The 2118-nt window shown below is 25.7% G+C and carries 2 protein-coding genes and 1 pseudogene; all 3 read right to left on the bottom strand.

The genetic code is table 11. The features are described from left to right. Nucleotides 1-872: pseudogene (locus BP769_RS00615) on the bottom strand (2-isopropylmalate synthase); the annotation flags it as partial. A gap of 67 nt (nucleotides 873-939) precedes the next feature. Then, entirely contained in the window at nucleotides 940-1734 is a 795-nt protein-coding gene (locus BP769_RS00610) for a DUF63 family protein (RefSeq protein ID WP_409198299.1), read from the bottom strand. A 15-nt stretch (nucleotides 1735-1749) separates the two neighbouring features. Further along, nucleotides 1750-2118 (bottom strand): PHP-associated domain-containing protein (locus tag BP769_RS00605; protein WP_413861780.1); only part of this gene is annotated, 369 nt, incomplete at its 5' end.

Raw genomic sequence — 2118 nt, 5'->3', positions numbered from 1 at the left:
ACAATTGGTTTATTTGGAGATAAATTAAATCCAGTTATTTTGCTAACAAAATCAGATAAATTATATAATTTTGTGGTATCAACATCTAAATCTATTCCATAAGCTATTTTAAGGGTCATAATAAATTCTTCTAATGATGCATTTCCTCCTCTTTCACCTATTCCATTAACAGTTAAATGAGCTTGTTTAACTCCTTCTTCTATAGCAATAACTGAATTTGCTACGGCTAAACCAAAATCATTATGAAAGTGTACACTTAATGGAACATTTATATTAGGTTTTAATTGCCTAATTAACTCTTTAGTTGTTATAGGGACCAATATTCCCACAGTATCTGGAATATTAATTACATCAACCTTTGCTTCTTCTGCCGCTTTATAAACTTCTAATAAGTAGTCTAGTTCTGTTCTTGTAGCATCTTCTGCAGAAAACTCCACAGTTAAACCATGATCTTTTGCATATTCAATTGTCTTAACCGTTTTTTCAATAATTTCTTCTTTAGACATTCCTAATTTATAATCTCTGTGAATGGGGGATGTTCCTATGAATGTATGAATATAATTTAAATTAGAATCTAATACTGCATCTACATCTTTTTTTAAAGCTCGGGATAATCCACATAATTCTGCATTTAATCCACATTTACTTAATTTTCGTGCTGTTTCTTTTTCCCCTTCAGAAACTATCGGAAAACCAATTTCTATAGTGTTAACACCTAATTTATCTAATTTTTCAGCAATTTTGATTTTTTCACTAGGTGTTAATGCTATTCCAGGTGCTTGTTCTCCATCTCTTAATGTAGTGTCAAATAGATTTATCTGATCTGCAATGTCCATTTGTTTCTTTAATCTATTGATGTCTATAGTATACACAATAATTCCTCATTTTTGTATATTTTACATTATTTAAATTTTGTTATAAGTTTAATTTACAAATTATTTAAAAACTACTTATTGCTATTGTTATTATATTTCTCAAACCTGGTGCTAGTCCTAATACAAAGATTGTTAATTTTAATAGTCCATTAATATTTTCATCATCAATGTATTTGTCAGTTATATATAATGCAAATGTTATTATAATAATTTTCAATGGAATCATTGTTGCAGCAGTGTTTATATAAAAATGGATAAAATTTGGTAAGACATGTTGTTCGTAATAACCTAAATAATCCACTGCTATAAAAGTAGAACTTGCATCTAATAGATGTGCGGATAAAATTGATAGATTTAATTTATCATTGTATAATTTCCATTTTTTCCCTAGTATATAAAAACTTATTGTTAATATTGACCAGATTATAATAATTAATGATATTGAATTTATATTAAAATTAGGAATTTTTGATAGTGGAATTATTAGTATTGTTAATCCTATTAAAAATATTGTGTATCTGTAATCTAAATTTTTTGTTTTATTTAAATAATAACCTATTAAAAGGGAGCTAATAGCTAAAATACCCACTAAAAAATATATTCCAGGGGTGATTAAAAACATTGTTTTTGGATAAACATTATTATCTACTAATGCACGAATAATTGTTCCAAAAAATATGAAAGGAATTAAAGAATAAATTATTTCTTTTGGATTAATTTTTAGGTGATTAAATAATTTTAATATTAAAAATAATATGATAATTAATATTATTCCATAAATTAAAGTGTTAAAAACTGTGTATCCTGAGAAAAATATGTTCTGAATTGTTGTTGGTAAAAATTGATCTATTGTTGGCATTTGATAAAAACCATATTATTGTTCTATTTCTGATACCTCATTAGGTATGGTTTTAGATCTTTTTAATTTACGTTTTATAACATTTCCCAATACTCTAAAATTAGATGTTTTCTTTCCTTTAGGTGTTGTTTTCTTTTTTTGTATTGCATCTAAAATATCATCCACATTACAATCACAATCAATTTCTGTATAGCAATCTCCTATTGATTTTATAAAATGAGAATCACTAGATCCAAATCTTGCTAGATTCTTATTTTTAGATAGTTCTTTAGCATGACTATTAGAGTATCCAATTATGTATCTTGCATTTAATGTTTCAACACCGTCATTAGATAAATTATCATCAATTTTTGTAAAGAGTCCATGTCTATAATAAGAATAAGG

It is taken from the genome of Methanobrevibacter sp. UBA417 (assembly GCF_002508845.1).
GTDB lineage: Archaea > Methanobacteriota > Methanobacteria > Methanobacteriales > Methanobacteriaceae > Methanobrevibacter_A > Methanobrevibacter_A acididurans.
Note: the sequence above shows the minus strand (reverse complement) of the source record. Positions and strands in the feature narration are given on the sequence as shown.

What these genes read in the sequence shown, in the direction of transcription:
- BP769_RS00610 (WP_409198299.1), bottom strand. Translation starts at nt 1,734, where the DNA reads ATGCCAACAATAGATCAATTTTTACCAACAACAATTCAGAACATATTT.